The organism is Calidithermus chliarophilus DSM 9957, from assembly GCF_000430045.1.
In the GTDB taxonomy this organism is placed as follows: Bacteria; Deinococcota; Deinococci; order Deinococcales; family Thermaceae; genus Calidithermus; species Calidithermus chliarophilus.
Window position 1 is genome coordinate 692,969 of sequence record NZ_KE387027.1, and the last position, 25,889, is coordinate 718,857.

Here is a 25,889-nt window from a genome sequence, read left to right on the forward strand (position 1 = left end):
CGCGAAGCACCCCGCGGGCGCTTGTACGGTATACCAAAGGGGTGGTAGATTCTGGCGGTATGTGGCGGGTTCTGGTTACCGATGAGATGCGGCTGGGCGAAGTGAAGAACGGGGACATCCGGCTCGATTACAAGCCGAACATGCCCCGCGAGGAGATCCTCAAGGTCATCGCGGGCTACGACGCGCTCATCACCCGGAGCCGCACGCAGGTGGATGCGGCGCTGCTCGAGGCCGGCAAGAACCTCAAGGTGGTGGGCCGTGGCGGGGTGGGCGTGGACAACGTGGACCTCGAGGCCGCCAGCCGCCGGGGCATCCTGGTGGTCAACGTGCCCGAGGCCAACACCCGCTCGGCGGCCGAGCTGGCCTGGGCGCTCTTGCTGGCGGCGTCGCGGGGGGTGGTGGACTCCGACCGCAAGATCCGCGAGGGCGTGTGGGACCGCAAGTACTTAGGCCTCGAGCTCGACCGCAAGACCATCGGCATCGTGGGGCTGGGGCGCATCGGCGGGCAGGTGGCCCGCTTCGCCCGGGCCTTCAACATGCGCGTGCTGGCCTACGACCCCTACATCCCCCGCACCCGCGCCGAGACCCTGGGCGTCGAACTCCTCGACGACCTGGCCGACGTGCTGCGCCAGTGCCACTTCCTCACCGTGCACACCCCGCTCAACGAGGAGACCCGCGGCCTGATCGGCCGGCGCGAGCTCTACCTGCTGCCCAAGGGCGCGGTGGTGGTCAACGCCGCGCGGGGGGGCATCATCGACGAGAAGGCCCTCATCGAGGTGCTGGGCGAGGGACACCTCTTCGCGGCCGGCCTCGACGTCTTCGAGCTCGAGCCCCCCAACGTCGAGCACCCGCTGGTGCAGCACCCCAAGGTGACCCACACCGCGCACCTGGGCGCCAACACCTTCGAGGCGCAGGACCGGGTGGGGGAGGCGGTGCTCGAGCGCGTGATCGAGACCCTGCAGGGCAACCTGGCCTACGCGCTCAACACCGGCTTCGACCCCGAGGGCCTGCAGATGTTCCAGGGCTGGCTGCCGCTGGGCGAGGCGCTGGGCAAGCTGCTGCCGCAGATCACCCAGGGCCGCCCGCAGGCGCTGGAGGTCACCTTTTACGGCGACTTCGAGAAAAACCCCGACCCCATCGCCTCTGCGGTGGCTAAGGGCCTCTTGGGGAGCGTGCTCGAGGAGGGCGCGGTCAACCTGGTCTCGGCGCGGCCCCTGCTGCGCGACCGGGGTATCCCCCTCAGCACCCGCCACGTCGAGCAGCCCAAGGACTACCTCCAGGTGATCGAGGTGGCCCTCGAGACCGACCGCGAGACCCGCAAGGCCCGCGGCGCGGTGCTGGGGGGCAAGCCCCGTATCGTGGGCATCGACAGCCAGCACGTCGAGGTGGTGCCCGAGGGCTTCATGCTCATCTGCATCAACCGCGACCAGCCCGGCGTGGTGGGCAAGGTGGGCACCCTGCTGGGCGACTCCGGCGTGAACATCGCCGGGATGCAACTCGGCCGCGACAACCCCGGCGGGCACGCGCTGTTCGTGCTGGGCGTGGACCAGCGCCCCGGCGAGGCGGTGCTCGAGGCCCTGCGCGGCCTGGACGTGCTCGAGCGCGTTGACCTGGCCGAGCTATGACCGCGCTCGCACCTCCGGTCTCGAGCGCGTTGACCTGGCCGAGCTGTGAGCTTGTGTTCACGCGCTGGTGTTGCGGGGTGTGTTTAAACACCCACGCCCACGCGCCCAACCCTGAGCCCTACCCGCTACACTTGATGCCATGTCCGTCTACCGCCCCCGCCTGCTGACCCCCGGCCCGGTCGAGCTCCACCCCAAAGCGGTGGAGGCCTTGGCCCAGCCCCAGTTGCACCACCGCACCGACGAGGCCCGCCGCCTCTTCAAGGCCGCCCGCGAGGGCTTGAAACAGGCCTGGAACACCCAGGGTGAGGTGCTCATCCTCACCGGCTCGGGCACGGCGGCCATGGAGGCGCTGGTGCTCAACCTCTTCGCGCCCGGCGAGCGGGTGTGGGTTCCGGTGCACGGCAAGTTCAGCGAGCGCTGGGCCGAGATCGCCGAGGCGCTGGGCCTCGAGGTGCTGCGCACCGACCTCGAGTACGGCAAGAGCGTCCCGCCGGAACTGGTCGAGGGGCTGGGGGGCCCCTTCCACGGCGCGCTGCTCACCCACTCCGAGAGCTCCACCGGCGCCCTCAACGACGTCAAGGCCCTGGCCCAGGCCTTCAAGGCCCGCTTCCCCGACGCGCTGGTGGTGGCCGACATGGTCACGAGCCTGCTGGTGAGCCCGGTGGCGCTCGAGCTGTGGGGCATAGACGCGGCGGCTTCCGGCTCGCAGAAGGGGACCATGTGCCCGCCCGGGCTGGGCTACGCGGCGCTCTCGCCACGCGCGCTGGGGCGCCTCAAGCCCCGCGGCTACTACCTCAACCTCGCCAAGGAGCTCAAAGTGCAGGGCGAAGGCGAGTCGGCCTGGACGCCCGCCATCAACCTCGTGGCGGCGGTGGCCGGGGTGCTGGGCGCGGTGCTGCCCGAGCTCGAGGACCACATCTGCCTCAAGGCCAAGCAGAACGCCCTGCTCTACGAGGCCGGCGAAGGCGCGGGCCTCAAGCCGGTCCCCGAGGTCAGGAGCCCCGCCACCACCGCCTTCTACCTCCCCGAGGGGGTCAAGTACGCCCAGGTCAAGGAAGCCTTCGCCCTGCGCGGTGCCACCATCATCGGCGGGCAGGGTGTGCTCAAGGGCAAGATCTTCCGGGTCTCGCTGATGGGCTACAGCGACCTCTACGATGCCTACGCGGTGGCCGAGCTGATCCGTGAGGTGGTGGCTTCGTTGTAGGTGGGGGGTACGGGTCGTACGCAAAACGCAAAACGCAAGACGCCAAACGCCAAACGCTCTTTCCCCCCCCCTTAGCAAGGGGGGCCGGGGGGGATAAACCCTCCCCGCCGGCCGGGAGGGGTGAACCGCGAGCCACAAGCTGACCGCTGACGGCTGATGGCTGACCGCTTCCCCCTTCCGGCCTGCGAAGCCTGACGGAATTACCGCCTGCTTGCAAAAATCCGTTAGACTTTGCTCATGCTGAGCAGCGCACTCAAGCCCGAGGACCGGGACAACCCGACCTTCAAGCAGAACAAGGATGCCTGGGTCGAGCGCATCGCCGACTTCAGGGGCAGCCTCGAGATCGTGCGGCAGGGCGGCGGCAAGAAGGCCGTCGAGCGGCAGCACTCCCGGGGGCGGCTCACCGCCCGCGAGCGCATCGCGCGCCTGATCGACCCCGAGAGCGAGTTCCAGGAGATCCTGGGCTACGCCGGATGGCACATGTACGAGGAGTGGGGCGGGGCCCCCGGCGGCGGGGTGGTGACGGGGCTGGGCAAGATCGCCGGGCGCGACTGGATGATCATCGCCAACGACGCCACCGTGAAGGCGGGGGCCTTTTTCCCCATCACCGCCAAGAAGGTGATCCGGGCCCAGACCATCGCGCTCGAGAACCACGTCCCCACCGTCTACCTCGTGGACTCTGCCGGGGTGTTCCTGCCCTTGCAGGACGAGGTGTTCCCCGACCAGGACGACTTCGGGCGCATCTTCTACCTCAACGCCCGCATGTCGGGGCTGGGCATCCCGCAGATCTCGGCCATCATGGGCAACTGCGTGGCGGGCGGGGCCTACCTGCCCCTCATGACCGACGCGCTCATCATGACCGAGGGCTCGGGCCTCTACCTGGCGGGGCCCGCGCTGGTGAAGGCCGCCATCGGGCAGGAGGTGAGCTCGGAGGAGCTGGGCGGCGCCCGGATGCACGCCGAGGTCTCGGGCACCGTGGACTTCTACGAGCCCAGCGACGAGGCCGCCTTAGAGCGCATCCGCGCACTGGCCGCGCTGTACTCCGCCCCCGAACTCGCACCCTGGGCCCGCGAGCGCATCGCCCCGCTCGAGCCCGCCTACGAGCCCGAGGACCTCTACGGCCTGGTCTCGCCCGACGGCTCCCGCCCCTACGACGTGCGCGAGGTGATCGCCCGGCTGGTGGACGGCTCGGAGTTCCACGAGTTCAAGAGCGGCTACGGCGAGACCATCGTGTGCGGCTACGCCCGGCTGGGCGGCTTCCCGGTGGGCATCGTCGCCAACCAGCGCACCGTCATCAAGAAACCCGCCCCTCCCGGCGGGGCGGGGGGCAAGATCGAAGTCGGCGGGGTGATCTACGCCGAGGCCGCCGACAAGGCCGCCCGCTTCATCCTCGAGGTCAACCAGCGCTTCATCCCGCTGCTGTTCCTGATGGACGTCACGGGCTTCATGGTGGGCAAGGAGTCGGAGCAGAACGGCATCATCCGGCGCGGGGCCAAGCTGGTCAACGCGGTGAGCAACTCGGTGGTGCCCAAGATCACCCTCATCACCGGCGGCTCCTTCGGCGCGGGCAACTACGCCATGGCCGGCAAGGCCTACGCCCCGCGCTTCCTCTACGCCTGGCCCAGCGCCAAGTACGCGGTGATGGGCGGGGCCCAGGCCGCCAAGACCCTGCTCGAGATCGAGGTCTCCAAGCTCGAGCGAGAGGGCAAAACCCCCACCGACCAGGACCTCAAAGAACTCTACGAGCGCATCAAGGGCCGCTACGAGGAAACCCTCGACCCGCGCTACGCCGCCGCCCGGCTTTGGGTGGACGAAGTGATCTTCCCCCACGAAACGCGGGAGCGGCTGATCCGCAGCCTCGAGACCTGCGCCCTAAACCCCGTGCGCGAGCAGATGAGCGTGGGGGTGTTCCAGGTGTGAGGCCCTAAGCCGTCAGCCCTCAGCGAAAAGCAGGGGTTCGTGGCTCGTGGTAACCCCACCCCTGCCCACCCCGCCAGCGGGGTGGGGTATCCCCCCAGCCCCCCTTGTTAAGGGGGGTAAAGAATGGGCGTTTTGCGTCTTGCGTTTGGCGTTTGGCGTACGGCGCAGGACGTACGACCCGCGCCCGGCTATCGGCTATGGGCTACCGGCGTTCGGCTACCAACCCTCGCCCCTTAGTGACCTTTTCCCGTATTCCCTCCCCAATTTCAGGTATCCTGAGCTCAGACGACCCCCGCCAGCGGAGCTAGTTTTTACGGGGTCTTCGGCTCAGAGCGCGATCCTTCCCACGCCTGAACCGGAGACCTGGGCTGCGCTTGCGTAAGGCGGAAGTCGGGGAGGCTTTCTTGAAACTCAGCGCCCGGTCTCACGACGCTCTGCTCTCCCGCATCAACTCCAACCCCGAAATCCTGCGTGGTCGGCCCCGTATTAAAGGAACCCGCATCGCCGTGCACACCGTCCTGGAGGCGCTGGCGGCGGGTTTGTCGGTGCAGGAGGTGCTCGAGGAGTACCCGCCCCTCACGGCCGAGGACGTGCAGGCCGCGCTGCTCTACGGCGCTCGCATGAGCAATTACGAGTGGATCCAGCTCAACGTCTATGACGACCCTGAAGATCTTGCTGGATGAGAACATCCCCACCACCGTGCTGTGGTGGCTGATCACCGAGGGCCACGACGTGCTGATGGTGCGCGACGTGGGGCTTTCGGGCCGCTCCGACGAGGCGCTCAACGCCTACCTCCACCGCGAGCGGCGCGTGCTCATCACGCTCGACCTCGACTTCAGCGACCCCATCAAGCTGCCGGTGGGGGCCGGGCGCATCGTGCTGCACCCCGACGTGACCGACGGCGAGCTCATCCGCCGGATGCTGCGGCACTTCTTCGCGCGGGGGCTGCCCCGCCCCGGCGAGCTCTACGTGGTGCAACCCGACGGCGTCGCGCGGTACGATAACCCGGCGTTGCCGTGAGGGTGAAAAATGAAATGGGTGGAGTGTCCTAGGGATTCGTGGCAGGGTTTCGCGGGGTTCATCCCCACCGCCGAAAAAGTCGCCTACCTGAGCCGCTTGCTCGAGGCGGGTTTCCGCCACCTCGACCTCACCAGCTTCGTCTCGCCGAAGTGGGTGCCGCAGCACGCCGACGCCGAGGCGGTGCTGGCCGAGCTGCCCCCGCCCCAGGGGCGCGAGTACCTGGTGATCGTCGCCAACGAGAAGGGCATGGAGCGGGCCCTGGCCGCCCCCAACGTGACCAGCGTGGGCTATCCCTTCTCGATCAGCGAGACCTTCCAGCTCAAGAACGTCAACAAGACCGTCGCCGACTCCTGGGATCAGGTGGCCCGCATGCGCGACCTGGCCGCAGGGCGGCTCAACTTCGTCGTGCACCTTTCGATGGGCTTCGGCAACCCCTACAGCGACCCGTGGAGCCCCGAGCTCCCGGTGGAGTTCGTGGGCCGCCTGCGGGAGATGGGCATCCGCGAGATCGCCCTGGCCGACACCTACGGCGTGGCGAGCGCCGAGGTCATCGGCCAGACCCTGCGGGCGGTGGTCGGGGCCTTCGGGCCCGAGGACATCGGGGCGCACCTGCACTCCAGGCCCGAGGGAACGCTCGAGAAGGTCGACGCCGTGCTCGCCAGCGGGGTGCGCTGGCTCGAGGGCGCCCTGGGCGGCATCGGGGGCTGCCCCTTCGCCGGGGACGACCTGGTGGGCAACCTCAGCACCGAACAGGTGCTGCCCTACCTGGCCCAGCAGGGGGTCGAGGTGGGGGTGCGGCTGGAGGGGCTGCTCGAGCTCGCCGACGCGGCAGCCCTGCTGCGCACGCGCTTTGCCTAGAAGAAGGCGGGCCTGTGGGCCCGCCTATCCGGTATGAGTGCATGCGCTAGCTGTTTGAAAGCTTATCGACCAGCGACGACTTTTACCCGAAGCCCTCATCGCGGTTTGCTGGTATCTTGCCGCTTCCCCGGCGGCAAGAACGGTCTTGGAATGGCAGATCGGCCCGTCCGCGCCGGCCAGGCACCCCGCAAACCGCTCTCAGCGCTTGGGCTCGTCGTCCGTGACCACGACCACCGCGGTGTGGTAGGGGTTGAGGGCTTCGCGGTGGATGGCCTGCATCTGCCCCATCGAGCGCCGCACCATCATCGCTGCCACCGCCACGAACGCCAGGATCGCCAGGATCGTCCAGACCATTCATCGCCTCCTTTGTTGGCCCAGGGTAGCGCAGGGGAGAGGGGGGCTCTGCCAAAAATGACCATCTCAGCCAACTCAGGGCCAGCCGTAGTATCACGGGGCTGAAAGGCGATGGTGACAATGAAAATTCCCAAGAGGCGGTGGCTCATTCCGGCTGCATCGGCAGGGGTGCTCCTGGCCTTGAGCGGGTGCATCCCCAGCACTTACGGCAATTCCGTCTACGCCCCGCTGGACCTGGCGGCTAGCCCTGTCCCCGTGCTCGAGCCCGGCAAGACCTGGTACCTCTCCCAAGCCTACGACCCTGCCGAGTGGCGGGTGTTGCTGGTCGAATTCCGCAAACGTCCCCGCGACCCGGCCAACCCCACGCCCGAGGAGCAGGCCTGGCGGCTGGTGACACAGCGGGTGAGCCAGGTCTACGACGGCCAGGCGGTCTGGAGAGCCCCGGCCGAGGTCTTCCGGGAGAAGCTGGAGCGGGGGAATTACGCCTCGCTGCCCTCGCCGGGCCCGACGGGGGAGCGCATCTTCTCGCTGCCCTTCTTCGAGGCCAGCACCCTGAGCGCGCCGCCGGGGTGGAGGGTCGGGCTTCAGACGCCGCTGGGCACCCTCGAGCCCCTCGGCCGCGAGGTCTGGTTCGAGGAGGAACTCGAGGGCACCTACCGCTTCACCCAGACCCGCTTCCGCAGCACGGTACGGCCCGTGTTCGTGCTCGACATCCCGCCCGGCACCCCGCCCGGGGCTTACAGCGCGCGGCTCGAGGTGCGCAACACCTTCACCGAGCGCTCGCTCCTCATCGACCTGGCGGTCCGGGTGGCCCCTGGGGCGCAATAGGCGCTTTGCGGTAAAACGCTTCCCCGGCCCTCGTAAAGCCCTGCGGGGATCATTCCCTCGACCGGCAGCCAGACCTCGCGCGAAAAGGTCCTCGAGAACGGACGCGAAGCCCTGCGTTCCTGCCGTACCGGGCCAATAAACACCCCGGGGTAGCGGCCTGCCGCTGCCCCGGGTCATGCGGTTCGGATCAGCCCAGCTTGGCCCGCACCAGCTCGACGATCTCGTCGATGGTGTCGGCCACCGGGACGCCCGCCGCCGCGAAGGCGGCCAGCTTGGACTCGGGCGTGCCCACGTTGCCCATGATGATGGCCCCGGCGTGGCCCATCTTCTTGCCCTTGGGCGCGCTGCGCCCGCCGATGAAGCCCACCACTGGCTTCTTCATGTGGGCCTTGATGTACTCGGCCGCGTCCTCCTCGTCGGAGCCGCCGATCTCGCCGCACACCACCACGGCTTCGGTCTCGGGGTCGTCGTTGAACATCGGCAGCAGGTCCTTGAAGGTGGTGCCGATGATGGGGTCACCACCGATGCCGATGCACGTCGAGATGCCGTAGCCCGCGTCGGAGAGGGCCTTGGCGGTCTCGTAGGTCACGGTGCCCGAGCGGCTGATGAGGCCCACCCGGCCGCGCTTGAAGACGTTGGCGGGCATGATGCCCAGCTTGCACTCGCCGGGGGTGATGAGGCCGGGGCAGTTGCCGCCGATGAGGCGCACGTTGCCCATGGCCTTGATCTCGGCCACCGCCTTGACCATGTCCATGGTGGGGATGCCCTCGGTGATGAGCACCACCAGCGGGATGCCGGCGTGGGCGGCCTCGAGCGCCGCGTCGGCCGCGCCGGGCGCGGGCACGAAGATGATCGAGGCGTCGATGTGGTGGTGGTTGGCCGCTTCTTTGACGGTGTCGTAGACCGGGATGCCCTGCGCGGTCTGGCCGCCCTTGCCGGGGGTCATGCCGGCGACGACCTGGGTGCCGGCCTTGATCATCTGCTCGGTGTGGAAAGCGCCCTCGCGCCCGGTGATGCCCTGCACGAGAACTCGAGTGTTCTTATTGACAAGGATGCTCACGCGAAACCTCCGAAAAGACACATAGGGTCAGAAGGGCAAAGGGTAAAGAGGTGAAAAGCAGGGGTAGGGGTTGCCGTTTTCGCTTTTGACCTTTTCACCTTTCGTGCCTTTTGCCTTCAGCCCTGCCCTCCGGTCATCGCGACGACGGCCTTGGCGGCGTCGACGGAGGTGGGGTACATGTAGATGGGGCGGCCCTCGAGCAGCGTCTTGGCCTCCTCCTCGGCGGTCCCGGCGACGCGCATGGCGACGGGCTTGGTGAGAATGCCCTCGTCCATGGCCCGGATCACGCCCTTGGCGACCTCGTCGGCGCGGGTGATCCCGCCGAAGATGTTGATGAACACGCCCTTGACGTCGGGGTCCTTGAGCACCACCTTGAGCGCGTTGTACACCACGTCGGCCTTGGCCCCGCCGCCGATGTCGAGGAAGTTGGCGGCCTTGCCCCCGACGCGCTGCACGAGGTCGAGGGTGTACATCACCAGCCCGGCGCCGTTGCCGATGATGCCCACGTTGCCGTCGAGCTTGACGTAGGCGAAGCCGTAGTTGGAGGCTTCGACCTCGAGGGGGTGCTCGGCCTCGGCCTCGCGAAGCCGGGAGAGTTCGGGGTGGCGGTAGAGGGCGTTGTCGTCGAGGACGATCTTGGCGTCGGCGGCCACCACGTCGCCGCCGGTGGTGATCACCAGCGGGTTGATCTCGGCCGTCGAGGCGTCGATGCCCTCGTAGGCCTGGTAGAGCTGCACGAGGATCTGGGCCAGCTTGTTGAGGTTGCCCTCGAGGCCGGCCCGCTTGACCAGCGCGCGCGCCTCGAAGGGCCGCAGGCCCTTGTGGGGGTCAATGGGGTGCTTGATGATGGCGTAGGGGCGGGCGGCGGCCACCTCTTCGATGTCCACGCCCCCTTCCTTGGAGAGCATCAGCACCACGCGCTGGGTCACGCGGTCGAGGATGAGGCCGGCGTAGTACTCCTTGGCGATGTCGACGGCTTTGGCCACCAGGACTTTCTTGGTGATGAAGCCCTTGATGTTGAGCCCCAGGATCTGGCTGGCCTTCTCGCGGGCCTCCTCGGGGGTTTTAGCCAGCTTCACGCCGCCCGCCTTGCCTCGGCCGCCGGTGTGCACCTGGGCCTTGATCACCACCATGTCCCCGAACTCGGTAGCGATCTGCTTGGCTTCGTCGGCGGTGTAGGCGATCTTGCCGGGGGGGACCGGGATGCCGTATTTCGCCAGGATCTCTTTGGCCTGATACTCGTGTAGATTCACCGTTGCCTCCTAAAACGCTGTGAGGGTATGGCCTCAACCGTGGCGTATTATACGTTTTTCACGTGCGGGGCCAAAAAGCGTCAGGCTCCGTGCAATAGCGCGAAACCGGGGCTTTCGCGGGCGGGAGGGCGCCGGGGGCTTGGCCGTGACGAAAGTCATGCCCCGGCTATGACTTTCGATGGAGGAAAGTCCACCCCGCAGGGACTACTATGGCCTCGAGGAGGGCAACATGTCAGACAAGAATTCCAGACCAATTATCGGGCTCGTGCTGGTAGGGCTGGGCCTGCTGTTCCTGCTGCAAAGCATGGGCATTTACATCAGCGAAACCCTCATCGCGCTGGTCTTCGCCGGGGCGGGGCTGGGGTTCGTGGTCTACTTCCTGCAGGACCGCACCCGTCCCTGGGCCCTGATCCCCGGCTTCGTGCTTCTGGCGATCAGCGCCCTCATCGGCTTCGGCGAGCAGATGGGCAGCCTGGGCGGGACGCTGTTCCTGGGGGCCATCGGGCTGGGCTTCCTCGGCGTCTACCTCTACCGGCGGGAAAACTGGTGGGCCGTCATCCCGGCGGGCACCCTGCTCACCCTGGCGGTGGTGGCGGCCATCGGCGAGAGCCGCTGGGTCGACGGGGGGACCGTGTTCTTCGTGGGCCTGACCATCACCTTCGCCGCCGTTTTCGCCCTCGGCCAGCGCTGGGCCATCTTCCCGGCGCTCGGGACCGGCCTGCTGACCCTGCTGACGATGGGGTGGTTCACGGGGGTTTTCGAGGTGCTGCTCCCGCTGGCGATGATCGCGGGCGGGGCCTACCTGTTGTGGCGCAACCGCAAGCCAGGCGACACGAAGTTGCTGGAAAAGTGACGCCCGACCCGGCCGGGGGAGGTGCTGGCTTCCCCCGGCCCGGGGATGGCCGCGCTGAAGGAGCGGCCTCGGAGGAACCCGATGAATGAACCGCGAAAGCTCTACCGCAGCGAGAAGGACCAGGTGATTGCCGGGGTCTGCGGCGGTCTGGCCGAGTACTTCAGCATCGACCCCGTCCTGGTGCGGGCGCTGTTCGTGCTGCTGGCCCTGTTCGGCGGGGGCGGCTTCGTGCTCTACCTGATCCTGTGGATCGTCATCCCCAAGGCCAGCGCCGCGCCCGCCGGTTCGGAGGACACCCTGCGGCAGGGCTTCGAGGAGGTACGGGGTGAGGCCCGCAAGATGGTGCAGGGCGGGCGCAGCAGCGCCACGCTGGGCTGGATCCTGCTGCTGGTGGGCGCGTGGTTCCTGCTCGACAACCTGGGCTGGCTGCGCGTCAACGGCGACTTGTTGTGGCCGGCGCTGCTGATCGGGCTGGGTGTGGTCCTGCTCCTGCGGGAGCGCAACCGCTAGCCGGAGGGGCTTATGGTCGGTGCCATCATTCTGATCGCGGTAGGGCTGATCTTCCTGCTGCAGAACCTGGGCTGGCTCTCCTGGGACGTGTGGGGGGCCATCGGCCAGATCTGGCCGCTGATCCTCATCGCGGTGGGGCTCGATTTCCTGCTGGGGCGCAACAACCGTTACCGCGGCCCCATCCTGCTGGGCACCGCGGCGCTGGCCGTGGTGCTGGTGCTGTTCTACGCCCTCCGGCCCGCCTCGCCCGGCGGCGTGGAGCAGGTGAGCGAGGCCCTCCAGGGCGCGCGGCAGGCCCGCGTGGAGCTCTCCCCGAGCGTGACGCGCCTCGAGGTCGGTGCGCTGCCCGCCGGCAGCCCCAACCTGGTCGAAGGCCAGCTCGGGCTGCTGCGGGGGGAGCGCCTCGAGCGCGACACCGGCCGCGACGGCGATGCCCTGCGGGTGAGCTACCGGACGCAGGGCAACACCCGCGGCCTGACGGGCAACCGGGGCTCGAGCTGGCAGGTGAACCTCAGCCCCGACGTGCCCCTCGACCTGCGGGTGAACGCCGGGGTGGGGGAGACCCGGCTCAACCTGCGCCTCCTCCGCGTCGAACAGCTCGACCTCGACAGCGGGGTGGGCCGGGTCTACGTGGAGTTGCCCGAGCGGGGACAGCTCGAGGCCGACGTCTCGGGCGGGGTCGGCGAGATCGAGGTGGTGGTGCCCGCGGGCGTGGCCCTGCGGGTCAAGGCCGACCGGGGCCTCGGCGCCCTCGACCTGCCCGACGGCCTCGTGCGCCGGGGGGAAGACCGCTACGAGAGCCCCGACTACGAGGGGGCCGCCAACCGGGTGGACCTCGAGATCAACGGCGGGATCGGCCGCATCCAGGTCCGGCGCTGAAAGAGAGCGGGAAGCTACGCCCTGTAGCTTCCCGCCACTGCCGTCCGGGGGTCATACCGGATTCAAAAAGATAATCATCCGAACCAAAGACCCTCAGAGGCTATCTTTTTGAATCCCAGAGCACTCCCTTCGGCCCTGTCAGTCCGCCGCCAAACGGCGGCGGACTGACCGAATCTGGTATCAGCGGCTGTCGGCCATCAAGGCCTCGATGGCCCCTTGCCAGTCGCCGCTGCGGGCCAGGCTGGTGCCGACCAGCACCGCGTCGAAGCGGCCGGCCAGCGGGCGCAGTTCCTCGGGGCGGCTGTAGCCCGACTCGGCGACGAGCAAGCCCGTGAAGCCCTTCGAGCGCGCCCGCTCGCCCAGGCGGGGGGCGGTGTCCATGTTCACCCTCAGGCTCACCAGGTCGCGGTTGTTGACGCCCACGATCTCGGCCCCGGCCTCGAGCGCGAGGTCGAGTTCGCGCTCGTCGTGGACCTCCACCAGCGCCTCGAGGCCGTGGCGGCGGGCGAGCTCGAGGTAGTCCCCGGTGAGCCCGCCCAGCGCCGCCACGATCAGCAGCACCGCCGAAGCCCCCAGCGCCCGCGCCTCCGGCACCTGTGAGGGGTGCACGGTGAAGTCCTTGCGCAGCAGCGGCAGCCCCACCGCCCGCCGCACGGCCCGCAGGTCCTCGTCCGAACCGGCGAAGTAGTGCGGCTCGGTGAGCACGCTGATGGCCCGCGCCCCCCCCTGCTCGTACGAGCGGGCCACGGCGGGCGCGTCCAGCGGCGCGATGTCGCCCTGCGAAGGGCTCTTGCGCTTGACCTCCGCGATCAGCGAGAGCCCGGGAAGGGCGAGCGCCCGGGAGAAAGAGGGCAGGGACTGGCCCACATCGGGAACGGAGCCAAAAGGCCGCTGCGAAACTTCGGCCAGCCGCCGGCGGCAAATCTCGCCGAGCACGCCGGGAACGTCGTCGAGCCGGGGAATCATCGCATCATGCTACCAGAAGCGGCGAGGGGTCAGCCGTCAGCCAGTGACCCGTGGCCTGTGGATCGCGGCTAGTGAAAAGAAAAGAAAGAGCGAGGGCGGGCACGGGGGCCCGCCCCTACGTCATGCGTCTTGCGTACGTCGTACGACGTAGGACGTAGGACGTACGACCCGCGTTCGGCGTTGGGCGTTCGACGTTAGGCGTATTGCGTACGACGCCGGGCGCAGGACGTACGCCCCGCGCCCGACCATCGACGTCCACCCATCGCCAAAGCATCCCAGGCTCTCATTCTGAACTGACCCGCTGCCCCTACTCTGAGGGTATGGGAGTCGTGCTTGCGCTTGGGGGAGGTGGAGTCCGGGGAGTCGCCCATCTGGGTTTGCTCAAGGTTCTGCGCGATGAAGGCGTTCCCATCGCGGGGATCGCGGGCAGCTCGGCGGGGGCGCTCGCCGCGTCGATCTATGCCTTCGACCTGCCCTTGGAGCCTAGCTTCGTGCTGCACACCCTCTACGACCCCGACCTCGACCGCCTGCAAAAAAGCGGCAAGCTGCGCCACTGGATGCGGGTGATGGAGTTTTTGCGCAAGCCCACCCTGGCCGAGGGACGCTACTACCAGGAAGGGCTCTCGAGGCTCTTCGGCACCAAGAACATCGAGGAGAGCCCCATCCCGCTGGTGATCCAGGCCGCCGACTTCAACACCGGCGAGCTCATCCCCCTGCGCACGGGATCGCTGGCCCAGGCCATCCGCGCCAGCAGCGCCATCCCCAGCATCTTCCCGCCGGTGCGCCTCGACGGGCGCGTGCTCGTCGATGGCGACGTAGCTGAGAAGGTGCCGGTCACGGCGGCACAGAGCCTGGGGCTGGGGCCGGTGCTGGCCTTCGACGTGTCCAACCCCTACGTCTGGAGCGAGCCCAGGACGGCGCTCGAGGCCGCCCTCCAGGCCGGTGAGGCCTCGCGCCGCCGCCTCGTCGAGCTGGCGCTGGGCCAGGCCGACCTCGTCGTGCGCCTCAACCCTCCCCACCCCATCGACACCTTCGACGCTTCCCAGGCGGGCGTGCTGTTCGAGCTCGGCCAGGAGCGCGCCCGGGAGGTTCTGCCCGAACTGCGCCGCCTCCTGCGGCCCCCGGTCTCGGGGGCTACCCCCGCGCCCCACTGGTGGTCACGGCTGTTCAAGCTGGCGCAGAAGGCCAGCTAAGCCCGCGAGGTACGCCCCGACGGCGAAGCCTGCGGTCAACAGGCCCCACGGCAGCAATTCCGCCCGCAGCCCCAGCGCGGCCAGCATCAGGCCCGTGGACAGCGCCGCCACGTCCAGCAAGGCCATCGCGGCGTAGCGGCTTTTCTGCTTGCTGGCGCGAGCGAGCCGTTTGCGCCGCAACAGCCAGGCCCACGCCGCCAGGGCGGTCCCCAGGTACACCGCGCCCACCCAGCCCGGCACCGGCCCCAGCGGCCCCATCAGCCCGTACGCCAGCGCGGCCAGCAACGCCTGGGCTGCGCCGCCGGCGGCGTAGAGCCACAAGTAGCCCCGCCTGCGCTCCGGCAGCGGGGCCTGCGGCTCGAGCAGCGCCTCGAGCCAGTGCTGGAAGGCGGGGGTGGGCATCGCTCAGGTCTGGGCGGGCCTTCGGCCCAGCACGAAGCGCTGCAGGAGGTACACGGCGGCGAAGAGGGCGATGCCGATGAAGTCGCTGACGTAGCCGCTCGAGACCAGCAGCAGCGCCGAGGCCAGCATCACCAGCCGCAGCAGCCAGTTCACGTTCCCCGCCAGGTAGCCGATGGTCGCCACCGAGAAGGCCGTCATGCCCAGCAGCGCCGAGGCCGCGATCCATAGGCCCTCGCCGAAGCTGCCGACGCCGATGAGCAGGATCTTGGGGTCGAAGACGATCATGTAGGCCAGCAGCGCCGTGCGCAGCTCGTAGACGAAGCCCTGCACCCCGGTCTTGAAGGGGTCGCCCTTGGAGATGGCGGCGGCGGCGTAGGCCGCCAGCGCCACGGGCGGGGTGGAGTCGGCCATGATGCCGAAGTAGAAGGCGAAGAAGTTGATGCAGATCAGCAGGATGGCGACCTCGCTGGTGCCGAAGCTGAGGCTGCCGTAGTCGAGCCCGGCCTCGGTGCCCAGCTTGAACAGCGTGGGCGCGATCAGCGTCGCCATGATGATGTAGTTGGCGGTGGTGGGCACGCCCATGCCCAGGAAGAGGCTGATGAGCTGCGCCAGCACCAGCGCCGCGATGAAGTTGCCGAAGGACAGCGTGCGCATGATGTCGGCCAGGCCGGTGCCCACGTTGGTGATGAGCACCACGCCCACGATGATCCCGGCCACGGCGGTGGCGATGGCGATGCCCACCATGTTGCGCGCGCCGTTCTCGAGCCCCTCCACGATCATCTGCCCACCCGAGCGCAGGCCCAGCAGCAGGTTGTTGCCGCGCCAGCCCCGGTAGAGCTCCTGCAACACAATCACGCCCATCAGCACGAAGACCGTGTAGAGCGCGGAGGTGTTGGGGGTGAGGGGGCCGTTGATCCCGGCGCGGAAGGGGTCGTCGAAGAGCAGGCAGTACAGCAGGAAGGCCAGCACCAGCAGGTAGTGCAGCCCGCCGCGCAGGGTCTTGCCGAAGTCGGGGAGTTCGCTGCGGGGCATCCCGCGCAGGCCCAGCTTGGCGGCCTCGAGGTCGGCCACCACCAGCAGCGAGCCGTAGGCCAGGATGGCGGGCAGGATGGCGAAGATGATGATCTGGGGATAGGGCACGCCCAGCAGGTCGGCCATGATGAAGGCCGCCGCGCCCATCACCGGGGGCATGAGCTGGCCGTTGGAGGAAGACGCCACCTCGATGGCCCCGGCCTTCTCGCGGGTGTAGCCCGCGCGGATCATGGTCGAGATGGTGAAGTTGCCGCCGGTCACCACGTTCGACACCGACGAGCCCGAGACGATGCCGTTGAGCGCCGAGGCGATGATGGAGGCCTTGGCCGGGCCGCCGCGCACCCCGCCCAGCAGGCTGTAGGCCAGGTCGGTGAAGAACTGCCCGGCCCCCGCCCGGTCGAGCAGCGCCCCGAAGAGCACGAACACGAACACCGTCTCCGCCGAGACCGCGATGGGGGTGCCCCAGATGGAGTCGTTGGTGTTCATGAAGAGCTGGTTCATCAGGGAGCGCCAGGTGGCACCCGCGTGCAGCTCGCCCAGGATGCCGGGCAGCTCGAGCTTGATCAGCCCGGCAGGCCCGGTGAGGGCGAAGAGCATGAACAGCCCCGCGATGATGGGCATGGCCGGCCCGATGGCCCGCCAGGCCGCCAGCAGCAGCATGACCACGGTGGAGGAGGCCACCAGGACGTCGGTGGGGTTGCCGAAGCCGCCGCGCTCCTCGAGGATGCCCCGGTACTCGAACACCGCGTAGAGCGCCGAGCCCACCGCGACGACGCCCAGGATCCAGTCGAACCAGGGGACGCGGCGTCTCGAGCTGCGCTTGCCGAAGGGGTAGACCAGAAACACCAGAGCGAAGGCGAAGGCCAGGTGGGTGGCCCGCCAGACCAGCTCGTTCAGCGTACCCACGTAGGTGGCGTACATCTGAAACAGGCTCCAGCCCACCGCCAGCCCCAGAACCAGCCAGCGCACCCAGCCCTGGGGCTTGCGTCCGCCGAACTCGACCTCTTCCAGAAGTTGTTGGGCTTTATCAACCTCGCTCATAAAGCTCCTTCAAGGGATAACCCGAAGAATATACGCCATTTCGCCCCGTTTCGCACCCGAAAAAAAACGGGGACGGCCATGCCGTCCCCGTGGGGGTGAGATGGCTACTTCAGGACGCCGATCTCCTTGTAGAAGCGCTCGGCGCCGGGGTGCAGCGGCACCGGCAGGCCCCGCACCGCGCCCTTGGTGGTGAAGTAGCGGGCGAGGTTGGGGTGGATCTCCTTGAAGGCCTTCTCGTTGCCGATGGTGGCCTTGAGCACCTTGTAAACGGCGTCGGCGCTCAGGGACTCGGCCGCGACCCACATCGACTTCACGGCCGCGGTGATGGTGCTCACCGACTCGCCCTTGTAGGTGTTGCCGGGCACGACGACCTGGTCGTAGAAGGGGTACTTCTTCTGCATGGCCTTGATCTTGTCGGGGTCGATGGGCACGAGGTTGACCTGGGTGGTCAGGGCGAGGTTCTGGATGGCGGAAGCGCCCAGGCCCACGGTGTAGAACATCGCGTCGGCCTTGCCCTCCTGGAGCTGGGTGATGCCGGCCGAGGCGCTGGCGCGGATGGTCTGGCCGAGGTCGGAGAAGCTCATGCCGTAGGCCTCGAGGACGTGGCGGGTGTTCTGCTCGGTGCCCGAGCCCACGTCGCCCACGATGACGCGCTTGCCCTTGAGGTCGCCGATGGAGGTGATCTTGGAGTCGCGGCGGGTCACGACGTGGATGACCTCGGGGTAGAGCACCGCCACGCTGCGGATCGACTTGACCGGCTTGCCATCGAAGGCGGCGATGCCGGTGCCGTTGTAGGCGAAGTAGGCGATGTCGTTTTGCACCAGCGCCATCTGGAGTTCGCCCGAGGCGATGGCGGTGATGTTGAACACGCTGCCGCCGGTGGAGCGGGCGTTGGCGCGAACGTCGATGTTGGCATCGTTGATGAGCTTGGAGATGCCGGTGGCTACGGGGAAGTACACCCCGGTGGTGGAGCCCGAGCCGAAGGTGATGAAATCGGCGGCCAGGGCGGAAGCGGTCAAAACAGCCGCACCGATTATGCCCAACACAGCAGGTCTACGCATGGTTTGCCTCCTTCGCGCGAACATTATACTTAAGCCCCCCCACTACGGCCACCGGATAAGCCACGGCGATAACGTCCGTAACGTAAATCTTTTTAAGGATGCCGGCGCGTGGCCGGTCGTTGTCGGCCTTTTCAGGCCTGAGGAGGCCTCGAGCGCCAGGTGGTGCGGAGGGGGTCAGGCCGGGCTGAGGGCGGCTCGAGCGGCCTGGGCGTCGCGGGCGATCTGGGCCTTGAGCTCCTCGAGCGAGCCGAACCTCATCTCGTCGCGGATCTTGTGCAGGAAGGCCACGGTGAGCTCCTGGCCGTAGAGGTCGCCGGCGAAGTCGAAGAGGTGCACCTCGAAGCGCAGCGCCCGGCCGTCTACGGTGGGCCGGTAGCCCACGTTGGCCACCGCGCCGTACTCGCCCTCGTGGGTCTGCACCCGCACCGCGTACACCCCCAGCGGCAGCACCTTCATCGCCGAGACCTGCAGGTTGGCGGTGGGGAAGCCCAGCGTGCGCCCGAGCTTATCCCCCTCCACCACGATGCCCCGCGCCGAATAGGGCCGCCCCAGCAGGCGGCTGGCCCCCTCCACGTCGCCCGTCTTGAGCAGCTCGCGGATGCGGGTGGACTTGACCGCGCCGCCGTCTCCGGGAAGCTCGAGCAGCGGCAGCACCCGCGTGGGGGCTACGGTCTGGAGGTCCTCGAGCCCCCCGGCCCGCCCGCGCCCGAAGCGGAAGTCCTCGCCCACGTAGATCAGGTGGGCCTCGAGGCCGCGCAGGTCGCCGAGAAACTCGCCCTTGTCGCGCCGGGCGAACTCCTCGTTGAAGGGCACGATCAGGGCAATCTCCACCCCCAGGGCCCGCAGCAGCTCGGTCTTTTCGGAGAGGTCGGTGAGGAAGCCCTCGCCCTTCATGAAGACCTTGCTGGGCGGGTCGAAGGTGTAGACCAGCAGGGGCATGTGGTGGGCGTGCGCGTCCTGCAGGGCCTGTTTGAGCAGGTGCTGGTGGCCCAGGTGCAGGCCGTCGAAGCTGCCCACGGCCACGACCTTGGGGCCGGGCGGGGCGTCTTGGGGGTCATTGATCAGCAGCATAGGCGCTCAGGTGGAAGAGGATGCCGGCCATGGCCGAGGCCGAGATCTGCACGCGGCCCGCTCGAGCCCCCTCCAGCACCTCGCGGGGGTCGTGCCACTCGACGGTGATGTCCTCGTCGTCGTCGGGGGTGCCCGAGGCCGGGCGCAGGTCGCGGGCGCGGAAGACGTGGAGCTTCTCGTCGCAGAAGCCCGGGCTCACGTAGAAGCTGTTGAGGTAGCTGAAGTCGCCGGTGAGCTGGGTCTCCTCGGCCAGCTCGCGCCGGGCGGCCTCGATGGGATCCTCCCCGTCCTCGATGAGCCCGGCGGGGATCTCGAGGGTGTCGCTGCCGACAGCGGGCCGGTACTGCCGCACGAAGAGGATCTTCCCGTCCTGCTCGGCCACGACGCACACGGCGTCCTTGTGCTCGATGATCTCGAATTTCTCGTCCTCGATGGCCAGATTGAGGATGCGTCCTTGGTAGAGGTAGCGCCGCTGGGGCATGGGGAAAGTATATGGCGCTGGGAGGGGTGGGTCGTAGGTCCTTGGGCGGAGGGGGGGATAGCTGATGGCCGAACGCCCAACGCCCAACGCCGAACGCGAAACGCGAAACGCAAAACGCAAAACGCAAGACGCGAGACGCTTTGTTCCCCCCTTAGCAAGGGGAGTTAGGGGGGATAAACCCTCCCCGCGTGCGGGGAGGGAAGGGGAGGGGTGAACCACGGGCCACGAGCCTTTCGCTGACGGCTGACGGCTGACCGCTGACGGCTTACCGCTTCCCGTCACCCGATAAACTGATCCCCATGCTACTCATCGCAGACGTCTGGACCATGACCGAGGCGGGGCGGGCGGAGGCGGTGTACCTCGAGGGTGACCGCATCGCCGACGTGGGGCTCGAGCAGGATCTCGCGGCGAGGTATCCCAAGGCCAAGCGGGTGCGGCTGGAGCGCGTCACGCCGGGGTTGCACGACGCGCACACGCACCCGCTGGGGTGGGGGGAGCAGCTCGAGCGGCTCGACCTCTCGGGCGTGCACGACCCCCGTGAGGCGGCCCGCCGGGTGGCGGAACGAGCCAAGGGCCTGCCGCCGGGGACCTGGGTCCGCGGGGCGGGCTACCTCTTCGACCACTACCCGCACCGGTCGGTGCTGGACGAGCTGGTGCCCGATCACCCGGTCTTCCTGCGCAGCCGCGACCTGCACTCGGGGTGGGCCAACACCCGCGCGCTCGAGCTGGCCGGGGTGACGCGGGAGACCCCCGACCCCAGCGGCGGGGCTCTCGTGCGCGACGGGGACGGCGAGCCCACGGGCTATCTGCTCGAGACCGCCCAGGGCTACATCCACCGCATCCTGCCCAAGGGCAGCGTGGCCGACCTCGAGCGCGGCCTGCGCGACCTGGCCCGCCGCGGCTACACCGCCACCCACCACATGGGCTGGTGCCCGCTGGAGTACCCCGAGGAACTGGCCCGCTCCGGGCGGCTGCCGGTGCGGCTGTGGTGGGCGATGGACAAGGACAACTGGCAGGGGGTGTGGCCCGGCTGGCGCGGGGACTCGCTCGAGGTCGCGGCGGTCAAGTTCTTCGCCGACGGCGCGCTCGGCAGCCGCACCGCCTGGATGGTCGAGCCCTACCCCGACGGCACCCACGGCATCGTGCTCGACCCGCTCGAGTACATCCGCGAACAGGGCGAGGCGGCGCTCAGGGCGGGCTTCGGGGTAGTGACCCACGCCATCGGGACCCAGGCGGTGCGGGGGCTGCTCGAGGTCTACGCCCAGCTCGCCCCCCTGGCCTCTGCCTCCCGCCCGCTCCGCATGGAGCACGCCCAGCACGTGCGTGACGAAGAAATGCCCCGCTTTGGGGGCCTGCCCATGGCCCTCTCCATCCAGCCGATCCACGCGCTCGAGGACGCCGGCCTCGTGCGCCACCACCTCCCCGGCAAGGAGCACGAGGCCTTCCGCCTGCGCGACCTGTGGAACACCGGCCTCCCCATGGCCTTCGGCTCCGACGCCCCGGTAGCCCCGCCCGACCTGCTCGCCGGGGTCCAGGCCGCCCTGCGCAACCCCGTCAACCCCGCCCAGTCCCTCACCGAGGAAGAAACCCTCTGGGCCTTCACCCGAGGCGCTGCCCTGGCCGCTGGCTGGCCCCATCACGGCCTGATCCGCCCCGACGCCCCTGCCGACCTGACGCTCTGGGAGGGCGGGAAGCCGGTGGGGCGGGTGTTCAGGGGGGAGGTAGAGTTGGGGTAGCTGGGGCGCCGAACGCCGGACGTCTAACGCCGATGGCCGAACGCCGGACGCCGGGCGCGGGTCGTACGTCCTGCGCCGTACGCCGTACGCAAAACGCCCAACGCCGAACGCTAACCGCATGACGTAGGGGCGGGCCCCCGTGCCCGCCCTCGATCTTTCCCCTGAAAGCTGATATCCACCGCCCTCAATCCCAGCTCCCCCCGCATTTTGGTACACCAAACCGTGTAAACTTATGCCCAAGTTGCCCTTGGGCAACCGTTCCCTATGATTCAACCCGTCGTTGATCCGCTGTACGACCAGCTCAAGCGCGAGGTGGACTTGCTGGGCCGGGCGCTGGGCAAGGCCATCGTGGACCTTTCGGGGCAGCAATTGCTCGACCTCGAGGAGGACGTTCGCGCGCTCAGCAAGCACCTGCGCCAGCAGCCCGGAGACGCCGAGGCCCGGCAGAAGGTGCGCGACCTCGTCGCCCGGCTCAGCCTCGGCAACCTCGAGGGCCTGGTGCGGGCCTTCTCGACCTACTTCCACCTGGTCAACCTGGCCGAGGAGCGGCACCGGGTGCGGGTCAACCGCTCGAGGGAGCAGGCTTCCACCCCCGACAAGCCCCGCTCGGAGTCCTTCCGGGCGCTGGTGAAGCAGCTCAAGGCGCAGGGCTTGAGCTTCGAGCAGGTCAGCGACCTGTTGCGGCGGCTGCGGCTGCACCTGACCTTCACCGCCCACCCCACCGAGACCCGCCGCCGCACCGTGCGGCACCACCTGGCCGAGGCCGAGCGGCTGCTCGAGGCCCTCGAGCGGGGCGAGGCCGTCGAGGAGGACATCCAGGCCCGCGCCGCGCTGCTGTGGGGCACCCTCGAGCTGCGCCGCAGCCGTCCCACCGTGCACGACGAGGTGAAAGGCGGGCTCTACTACCTCCCTACCACGCTCTGGCAGGTGCTGCCGCGGCTGGTGGAGGGGCTAGAGGCCGCCGTCGAGGCCGAGTACGGCCAGCGCCCCGAGCTGGGCGTGCCCATCGTCTTCCGCTCCTGGATCGGCGGCGACCGCGACGGCAACCCCAACGTCACCCCCGACACCACCGCCTGGGCCCAGGGCTACGCCCGCGAGTTGCTTCTGCGCCGCTACGTGGACGAGGTGGATGCCCTCATCCGCGACCTCTCCCTCTCCGACGAGCGCCTGCCGGTGCCCCGCGAGGTGCGCGAGGGGGCCGAACACGCCGCGCGGCAACTGGGCCTCCCCGACCGCTTCGGCGGCGAGACCTACCGCCGCTACCTGATGAGCCTGCGCTACAAGCTGCGGGCCATGCTGGGCGAACAGCCGGGCGAGGGCTACAAGCTGCCGGGGGAGTGGCTCTTGGACCTGCGCCAGGCCGAGCAGGGGATGAAGCAGGTCGGGCTCAAGACCGCGGCCCGCCGCACCGTGCGCCCCCTGCGCCTGCGGGCCGAGGCGCTGGGCCTCGAGCTGGTGGCGCTGGACCTGCGCGAGGAGTCGCGCCAGCACACCGAGGCGGTGGCCGAGCTGCTGCGCACCGCCGGGGTGGAGGAGGACTACGCCGCCCTCGAGCCCCCCGCCCGCGCCGCGCTGCTCACCCGCGAGCTCGCCACCCCCCGCCCGCTGGCCCCGGTGGGCTACAAGCCCCAAAGCCGGGCGCTGCAGGTGGCGCTGGGCTCCCTGGCCGTCTGGAAGGCGCGGGGGGCCTACGTGGTGAGCATGACCCACCACCCCAGCGACCTGCTCGAGGTCTTCACCCTGGCCCGCGAGGTGGGGCTCTACCGGGTGGGCAAGGCCCTGCCCTTCGACGTGGTGCCCCTCTTCGAGACCCTGGGCGACCTCCAGGCCGCGCCGCACGTGGTGGACGAGCTGCTGCACAACTCGGTGTTCCGGGCCCACGCCCGGGGGCGGGGGGTGCTCGAGATCATGATCGGCTACTCCGACTCCAACAAGGACGCGGGCTTCCTGGCGGCCAACTGGGCGCTCTACCGGGCGCAGGAGGCCATCACCGAGGCGGCGGCGCGGCACGGGGTGCGGGTGAGCTTCTTCCACGGGCGCGGCACCAGCACCGCGCGGGGCGGGGGCAGCGCGGGCCGGGCGCTGGCCAGCCTGCCCCCGGGCACGGTGGGCACCCGCATGCGCCTGACCGAGCAGGGCGAGGCCCTGGCCGACCGCTACAGCCACCCCGACCTGGCCTACCGCAACCTCGAGCAACTGCTCTACCACCTGGGCCTGGCCGCCGCCCGCGACGCCTACGGCGGGGAGGTGCCGGTGAGGCCCGAGTGGCGCGAGGCCATGGGGCACGCCGCCGAGGTCTCCACCCGGGCCTACCGCGAGCTATTGGCCCGCCCCGGCTTCTTCGAGTTCTACGAGCACCTCACGCCCATCCGCGAGATCGCCGCGCTCAACATCGCCAGCCGCCCGGTCTACCGCTCGGGCCGGGTGCGCGAGATCAAGGACCTGCGGGCCATCCCCTGGGTGATGTCCTGGACGCAGGTCCGGCTGCTGCTCCCGGGTTGGTACGGCCTGCAGGCGGGGCTGCGGGCCATCGAGCCCGAGCTGCGCCGCGAGATGTACCGCGAGTGGCCCTTCTTCAAGAGCACCCTCGAGGCCGCCGCCCAGGCCATGTCGGTGGCCGACCTCGGCATCGCCCAGGAGTACCTGCGCCTGGTGCCGCCCCCCCTCGCCCAGAGCTTCTTCCCCGGCATCGCCGCCGCCTTCGAGGAGGCGCGGGGGCTGCTGGAGGAGACCTTCGAGGGCCCCCTGCTGCACAACCGCCCCATCCTGGCCCGCCAGACCGAACTGCGCAACCCCTACGTAGACCCCATCAGCTACGTGCAGGTCGAGCTGCTGGCCCGCTACCGCCAGACCCCGCCCGAGGCGCCCGAGCGCACGGGGCTCGAGCGGGCCCTGCTCTTCTCGCTGCTAGGGATCGCCGCCGGGCTGCGCAACGCGGGGTAACCTCCCCAAGCCTGTCTGCCTCTGGCATAATGGCTGGGGGAGCACCCCCGACTTTTTTAGAGGAGACAACGCATGAACAATTTTCCGGGTTGGAGCCCTGCCCAGCGCGTGGGGCTGTTTGTGGACACCCAAAACCTGTACCACTCGGCGCGCGACTACTACGACAAGAACGTCAACTTCGAGAGCCTCCTGAGGTACGCCACCGCCCAGCGGCACCTGGTGCGGGCCACGGCCTACGTGGTCGAGCGCGAGGGCGACACCTCGGCGTGGCCCTTCATCTACAAGCTCAGCACCATCGGCTACCGCGTGCGCCGCATGAACCTGCACGTCAAGGAGACCACCGACGAGGGCAAGCCCATCTACGAGGGCAACTGGGACATGGGCATCGCCGCCGACATGGTGCGCCTGATGCACACCCTCGACGTGGTGGTGCTGGGCTCGGGCGACGGCGACTTCGTCGACATCGTGGAAGTCCTGATGGAGCGCGGCATCCGCGTGGAGGTGATCGCCTTCAAGGAGACCACCGCCCAGCGCCTCATCGACGCCGTGGACCGCTTCGTGCACCTGCCCGACATCCCCGACCCCTTCATGCCCAACCGCGAGCGCCCGGTGCCCAGCACGACCGAGAAGTGAAGGCCGCCAGGCACGGCGGGGACGCGAAGCCTTCGCCGTAGGCCCGTCACCCCAGCTCCCGCTCGAGCTGCTGTAGCCGCTCCTCCTCCCGCCGGGCCAGTTCGCCCTCGCCCGCCGAGCGGTAGAGGCGGATGAGCTGGCGGCGGGCCTCGAGGTCGTAGGGCTCCAGGCGCACGAGGGCCTGGAGGTGTTCGATAGCGGCCTGGGGGTTCTCGGGGGCCGTGAGCTCGACCAATCGCCGCAGCAGCCGCGCGCGCAGGGCCTCGGCGGCCGCGCGCTCCTCGGCGAACCACTCCGGGAAGCTGGCGAGCGGTTCGCCCTGGGCGAGCTCGAGGGCCTTCCGCAGGGCCGGGGGCTGGAGGCTGGAGGGCAGGCGCAGCGCCTCCTGGGCGGCCCGCTCGAAGGCGGTGAGGTCGAGCCGCACGGGGAAGGCGAGCTCGAGGCTGCCCCGGCCGCCCTCCACCACCTTCTGGCCCAGCGTGCGGTTGAGGTGGTAGATGGCGGTCTGCAGGCTGCCCACCGGGTTGCCGGCGTCGGCCCAGAACAGCTCGGCCAGGGCCTCCCGCCGCTGGGGGCCGTCGGCCAGGGCCAGCCGGATCAGCAGGGCCAGGCTCTTGCGGGTGGGGAAGGCGGCCTCGGTGTAGGTGCGGCCCAGGAAGCGCAGGGTGCAGGGGCCGAAGGTGCTGAGCTCCAGCGGGAACAAGGCCCGCAGGGCGGGGTCCTTCGCGGCCAGGGGCGCCAGCCGGGCGGCGAGGTCGGGGTCGTCGAGCAGCGCCCGGTACTGCTGGGTGAGGATGAGGTCGAGGGCCTCGTGGAGGTCCTCGGGCCGGCCGCGGTGCAGCAGGGCGAGGGCGAGCTCGAGCCGGGCTTCCTCGCCGCGCGCCTGCGCGACGAGCGAGTCCAGGCTTCGCTCCCCCAGCAGGGCGAGCTCGAGCTCGGCCCGCAGGCCCACCGGCAGGGCGGCCT

General features: G+C 69.3%; 24 protein-coding genes. 14 read left to right on the forward strand and 10 right to left on the reverse strand.

All coding sequences use genetic code 11. The annotated features are described in order from the left end of the window. Positions 1 to 59 precede the first annotated feature (59 nt). From serA to MEICH_RS0120420, 6 genes are all read left to right on the forward strand, one after another. On the forward strand, positions 60 to 1,625 hold the full coding sequence (gene serA / locus MEICH_RS0120395) for a phosphoglycerate dehydrogenase (RefSeq protein WP_027894137.1): 1,566 nt from the start codon (positions 60 to 62) through the stop codon (positions 1,623 to 1,625). A 139-nt stretch (positions 1,626 to 1,764) separates the two neighbouring features. Next, positions 1,765 to 2,829, forward strand: a complete 1,065-nt coding sequence (locus tag MEICH_RS0120400) for a pyridoxal-phosphate-dependent aminotransferase family protein (RefSeq protein WP_027894138.1) — start codon at positions 1,765 to 1,767, stop codon at positions 2,827 to 2,829. A gap of 237 nt (positions 2,830 to 3,066) precedes the next feature. Next, the gene (locus MEICH_RS0120405) at positions 3,067 to 4,749 is read left to right on the forward strand and encodes an acyl-CoA carboxylase subunit beta (protein WP_027894139.1); all 1,683 of its coding nucleotides are present in this window, start codon (positions 3,067 to 3,069) and stop codon (positions 4,747 to 4,749) included. A gap of 404 nt (positions 4,750 to 5,153) precedes the next feature. Continuing rightward, positions 5,154 to 5,432, forward strand: coding sequence for a DUF433 domain-containing protein (locus MEICH_RS0120410; protein WP_027894140.1), 279 nt, complete (start codon positions 5,154 to 5,156; stop codon positions 5,430 to 5,432). Beyond that, positions 5,404 to 5,769 (forward strand): DUF5615 family PIN-like protein, encoded by a 366-nt coding sequence (locus MEICH_RS0120415; RefSeq protein ID WP_174422459.1) that lies wholly within the window; start codon positions 5,404 to 5,406, stop codon positions 5,767 to 5,769. Before MEICH_RS0120410 ends, MEICH_RS0120415 begins: the two co-directional genes overlap by 29 nt. A 9-nt stretch (positions 5,770 to 5,778) precedes the next feature. Beyond that, entirely contained in the window at positions 5,779 to 6,627 is an 849-nt protein-coding gene (locus tag MEICH_RS0120420) for a hydroxymethylglutaryl-CoA lyase (protein ID WP_027894142.1), read from the forward strand. A 198-nt stretch (positions 6,628 to 6,825) separates the two neighbouring features. Here MEICH_RS0120420 and MEICH_RS28990 read toward each other — a convergent pair whose 3' ends face one another. After that, the gene (locus MEICH_RS28990; protein WP_157202935.1) at positions 6,826 to 6,981 is read right to left on the reverse strand and encodes a hypothetical protein; all 156 of its coding nucleotides are present in this window, start codon (positions 6,979 to 6,981) and stop codon (positions 6,826 to 6,828) included. Between the two features lie 120 nt (positions 6,982 to 7,101). Between MEICH_RS28990 and MEICH_RS0120430 the strand changes: the two genes are divergently transcribed. Then, a complete protein-coding gene (locus MEICH_RS0120430) occupies positions 7,102 to 7,809 on the forward strand; it encodes a hypothetical protein (RefSeq protein WP_169730714.1) in 708 nt (235 codons plus the stop codon). 187 nt (positions 7,810 to 7,996) lie between these two features. Here MEICH_RS0120430 and sucD read toward each other — a convergent pair whose 3' ends face one another. Together sucD and sucC are read right to left on the reverse strand one after the other, a co-directional pair. Next, a complete protein-coding gene (gene sucD, locus MEICH_RS0120435; protein WP_027894144.1) occupies positions 7,997 to 8,869 on the reverse strand; it encodes a succinate--CoA ligase subunit alpha in 873 nt (290 codons plus the stop codon). Positions 8,870 to 8,985: 116 nt separating this feature from the next. Next, the gene (gene sucC / locus MEICH_RS0120440) at positions 8,986 to 10,122 is read right to left on the reverse strand and encodes an ADP-forming succinate--CoA ligase subunit beta (RefSeq protein WP_027894145.1); all 1,137 of its coding nucleotides are present in this window, start codon (positions 10,120 to 10,122) and stop codon (positions 8,986 to 8,988) included. A gap of 229 nt (positions 10,123 to 10,351) precedes the next feature. Here sucC and MEICH_RS0120445 point away from each other — a divergent pair, with 229 nt between their 5' ends. The 3 genes from MEICH_RS0120445 to MEICH_RS0120455 all read left to right on the forward strand — a co-directional run bounded on the left by MEICH_RS0120445 (position 10,352) and on the right by MEICH_RS0120455 (position 12,364). After that, the gene (locus MEICH_RS0120445; protein ID WP_027894146.1) at positions 10,352 to 10,975 is read left to right on the forward strand and encodes a hypothetical protein; all 624 of its coding nucleotides are present in this window, start codon (positions 10,352 to 10,354) and stop codon (positions 10,973 to 10,975) included. 81 nt (positions 10,976 to 11,056) lie between these two features. Next, the gene (locus MEICH_RS0120450; RefSeq protein WP_027894147.1) at positions 11,057 to 11,485 is read left to right on the forward strand and encodes a PspC domain-containing protein; all 429 of its coding nucleotides are present in this window, start codon (positions 11,057 to 11,059) and stop codon (positions 11,483 to 11,485) included. A gap of 12 nt (positions 11,486 to 11,497) precedes the next feature. Then, positions 11,498 to 12,364 (forward strand): LiaI-LiaF-like domain-containing protein, encoded by an 867-nt coding sequence (locus MEICH_RS0120455; RefSeq protein ID WP_027894148.1) that lies wholly within the window; start codon positions 11,498 to 11,500, stop codon positions 12,362 to 12,364. A gap of 180 nt (positions 12,365 to 12,544) precedes the next feature. Here the strand turns inward: MEICH_RS0120455 and trpC are convergent, their stop codons facing one another. Further along, complete coding sequence (gene trpC / locus MEICH_RS0120460) at positions 12,545 to 13,330, reverse strand: indole-3-glycerol phosphate synthase TrpC (RefSeq protein ID WP_027894149.1); 786 nt, start codon at positions 13,328 to 13,330, stop codon at positions 12,545 to 12,547. A gap of 320 nt (positions 13,331 to 13,650) precedes the next feature. Here trpC and MEICH_RS26295 point away from each other — a divergent pair, with 320 nt between their 5' ends. Continuing rightward, a complete protein-coding gene (locus MEICH_RS26295) occupies positions 13,651 to 14,523 on the forward strand; it encodes a patatin-like phospholipase family protein (protein ID WP_036219783.1) in 873 nt (290 codons plus the stop codon). On the opposite strand, the gene MEICH_RS0120470 is transcribed toward MEICH_RS26295, so the two are convergent. The 5 genes from MEICH_RS0120470 to MEICH_RS0120490 form a co-directional block, all read right to left on the reverse strand. After that, positions 14,488 to 14,925: a hypothetical protein gene (locus tag MEICH_RS0120470; protein WP_027894150.1), complete on the reverse strand. Its 438-nt coding sequence runs from the start codon at positions 14,923 to 14,925 to the stop codon at positions 14,488 to 14,490. The genes MEICH_RS26295 and MEICH_RS0120470 overlap by 36 nt on opposite strands. A gap of 3 nt (positions 14,926 to 14,928) precedes the next feature. Further along, positions 14,929 to 16,998, reverse strand: coding sequence for a TRAP transporter permease (locus tag MEICH_RS0120475; protein WP_027894151.1), 2,070 nt, complete (start codon positions 16,996 to 16,998; stop codon positions 14,929 to 14,931). Between the two features lie 104 nt (positions 16,999 to 17,102). Further along, positions 17,103 to 18,059 carry a TAXI family TRAP transporter solute-binding subunit gene (locus MEICH_RS0120480; RefSeq protein WP_027894152.1) on the reverse strand — a complete coding sequence of 319 codons (957 nt, stop codon included), beginning with the start codon at positions 18,057 to 18,059 and terminating at the stop codon, positions 17,103 to 17,105. A gap of 174 nt (positions 18,060 to 18,233) precedes the next feature. Then, positions 18,234 to 19,130: a riboflavin biosynthesis protein RibF gene (ribF, locus tag MEICH_RS0120485; RefSeq protein WP_157202936.1), complete on the reverse strand. Its 897-nt coding sequence runs from the start codon at positions 19,128 to 19,130 to the stop codon at positions 18,234 to 18,236. Beyond that, positions 19,114 to 19,611: an NUDIX domain-containing protein gene (locus MEICH_RS0120490; protein ID WP_027894154.1), complete on the reverse strand. Its 498-nt coding sequence runs from the start codon at positions 19,609 to 19,611 to the stop codon at positions 19,114 to 19,116. The genes ribF and MEICH_RS0120490 overlap by 17 nt, the downstream gene beginning before the upstream one ends. A 299-nt stretch (positions 19,612 to 19,910) precedes the next feature. Here MEICH_RS0120490 and MEICH_RS0120495 point away from each other — a divergent pair, with 299 nt between their 5' ends. The 3 genes from MEICH_RS0120495 (at position 19,911) to MEICH_RS0120505 (ending at position 24,923) form a co-directional block, all read left to right on the forward strand. Further along, a complete protein-coding gene (locus MEICH_RS0120495) occupies positions 19,911 to 21,347 on the forward strand; it encodes an amidohydrolase (protein ID WP_027894155.1) in 1,437 nt (478 codons plus the stop codon). Between the two features lie 264 nt (positions 21,348 to 21,611). After that, positions 21,612 to 24,290: a phosphoenolpyruvate carboxylase gene (locus tag MEICH_RS0120500; RefSeq protein WP_027894156.1), complete on the forward strand. Its 2,679-nt coding sequence runs from the start codon at positions 21,612 to 21,614 to the stop codon at positions 24,288 to 24,290. Between the two features lie 72 nt (positions 24,291 to 24,362). Further along, positions 24,363 to 24,923 carry a LabA-like NYN domain-containing protein gene (locus MEICH_RS0120505; protein ID WP_027894157.1) on the forward strand — a complete coding sequence of 187 codons (561 nt, stop codon included), beginning with the start codon at positions 24,363 to 24,365 and terminating at the stop codon, positions 24,921 to 24,923. Positions 24,924 to 24,969: 46 nt separating this feature from the next. Here the strand turns inward: MEICH_RS0120505 and MEICH_RS26300 are convergent. After that, a partial coding sequence (locus tag MEICH_RS26300) for an AfsR/SARP family transcriptional regulator (protein WP_420804471.1) occupies positions 24,970 to 25,889 on the reverse strand: 920 nt, incomplete at its 5' end.

Excerpts from the sequence above, each read along its gene's own strand:
- serA (WP_027894137.1), top strand. The coding sequence starts at position 60 with ATGTGGCGGGTTCTGGTTACCGATGAGATGCGGCTGGGCGAAGTGAAG.
- MEICH_RS0120400 (WP_027894138.1), top strand. The coding sequence starts at position 1,765 with ATGTCCGTCTACCGCCCCCGCCTGCTGACCCCCGGCCCGGTCGAGCTC.
- MEICH_RS0120405 (WP_027894139.1), top strand. The coding sequence starts at position 3,067 with ATGCTGAGCAGCGCACTCAAGCCCGAGGACCGGGACAACCCGACCTTC.
- MEICH_RS0120415 (WP_174422459.1), top strand. The coding sequence starts at position 5,404 with ATGACGACCCTGAAGATCTTGCTGGATGAGAACATCCCCACCACCGTG.
- MEICH_RS0120420 (WP_027894142.1), top strand. The coding sequence starts at position 5,779 with ATGAAATGGGTGGAGTGTCCTAGGGATTCGTGGCAGGGTTTCGCGGGG.
- MEICH_RS28990 (WP_157202935.1), bottom strand. The coding sequence starts at position 6,981 with ATGGTCTGGACGATCCTGGCGATCCTGGCGTTCGTGGCGGTGGCAGCG.
- MEICH_RS0120430 (WP_169730714.1), top strand. The coding sequence starts at position 7,102 with ATGAAAATTCCCAAGAGGCGGTGGCTCATTCCGGCTGCATCGGCAGGG.
- MEICH_RS0120445 (WP_027894146.1), top strand. The coding sequence starts at position 10,352 with ATGTCAGACAAGAATTCCAGACCAATTATCGGGCTCGTGCTGGTAGGG.
- MEICH_RS0120450 (WP_027894147.1), top strand. The coding sequence starts at position 11,057 with ATGAATGAACCGCGAAAGCTCTACCGCAGCGAGAAGGACCAGGTGATT.
- MEICH_RS0120455 (WP_027894148.1), top strand. The coding sequence starts at position 11,498 with ATGGTCGGTGCCATCATTCTGATCGCGGTAGGGCTGATCTTCCTGCTG.
- trpC (WP_027894149.1), bottom strand. The coding sequence starts at position 13,330 with ATGATTCCCCGGCTCGACGACGTTCCCGGCGTGCTCGGCGAGATTTGC.
- MEICH_RS26295 (WP_036219783.1), top strand. The coding sequence starts at position 13,651 with ATGGGAGTCGTGCTTGCGCTTGGGGGAGGTGGAGTCCGGGGAGTCGCC.
- MEICH_RS0120470 (WP_027894150.1), bottom strand. The coding sequence starts at position 14,925 with ATGCCCACCCCCGCCTTCCAGCACTGGCTCGAGGCGCTGCTCGAGCCG.
- MEICH_RS0120475 (WP_027894151.1), bottom strand. The coding sequence starts at position 16,998 with ATGAGCGAGGTTGATAAAGCCCAACAACTTCTGGAAGAGGTCGAGTTC.
- MEICH_RS0120480 (WP_027894152.1), bottom strand. The coding sequence starts at position 18,059 with ATGCGTAGACCTGCTGTGTTGGGCATAATCGGTGCGGCTGTTTTGACC.
- ribF (WP_157202936.1), bottom strand. The coding sequence starts at position 19,130 with ATGCTGCTGATCAATGACCCCCAAGACGCCCCGCCCGGCCCCAAGGTC.
- MEICH_RS0120490 (WP_027894154.1), bottom strand. The coding sequence starts at position 19,611 with ATGCCCCAGCGGCGCTACCTCTACCAAGGACGCATCCTCAATCTGGCC.
- MEICH_RS0120495 (WP_027894155.1), top strand. The coding sequence starts at position 19,911 with ATGCTACTCATCGCAGACGTCTGGACCATGACCGAGGCGGGGCGGGCG.
- MEICH_RS0120500 (WP_027894156.1), top strand. The coding sequence starts at position 21,612 with ATGATTCAACCCGTCGTTGATCCGCTGTACGACCAGCTCAAGCGCGAG.
- MEICH_RS0120505 (WP_027894157.1), top strand. The coding sequence starts at position 24,363 with ATGAACAATTTTCCGGGTTGGAGCCCTGCCCAGCGCGTGGGGCTGTTT.